The organism is Streptomyces sp. CO7, assembly GCF_053474865.1.
Map to the genome: position 1 here is coordinate 642,180 of NZ_JBRIOU010000004.1, position 441 is coordinate 642,620.

Here is a 441-nt window from a genome sequence, read left to right on the forward strand (position 1 = left end):
CCCGGAGCCCCGTGCGGCGACGGCGCGTACCCGCCCCAGCCCGCCTGCGGGGCGTGCGGTGGCGGCGGCGGGTGCTCCGCGCCCAGGCCGCCGCCCGGGCCGCCGCCGGGGTCGCCGCCGTGCGCGGCCGGCGCGGCGTGGTGCTGCTGCGCACCGCCGGGTGGCGGCGGCGCCTGCCCCACGGTGTTCGGGTGCTCCTCGGCCGGGGCGTGCGCGGGGGTGGGCACGAGGTCGGCCCCGTCGGACCCCTCCGGCCTCGCGTCGGGCGTGGGGCTGCCGCCGGAGGCGTCGCGATCGTTGGTCACGGTGGGTCCTTTCACATGGGTGGGAGATCCGTCGGGCGCAGGGCCGGCGGCATGACGACGGCCCTGCGCCCCGGCCGGCGGCGGCGTCCGGCGGCCGGACCGGGGGCGTGCGGCGTCCGCGCGGGGCGGGCCGTCG

1 pseudogene is annotated in these 441 nt (G+C 83.7%); it reads right to left on the reverse strand.

The features are described 5' to 3' along the window. Positions 1–305: pseudogene (locus ACOV8S_RS15720) on the reverse strand (SUKH-4 family immunity protein); the annotation flags it as partial. Positions 306–441 lie beyond the last annotated feature (136 nt).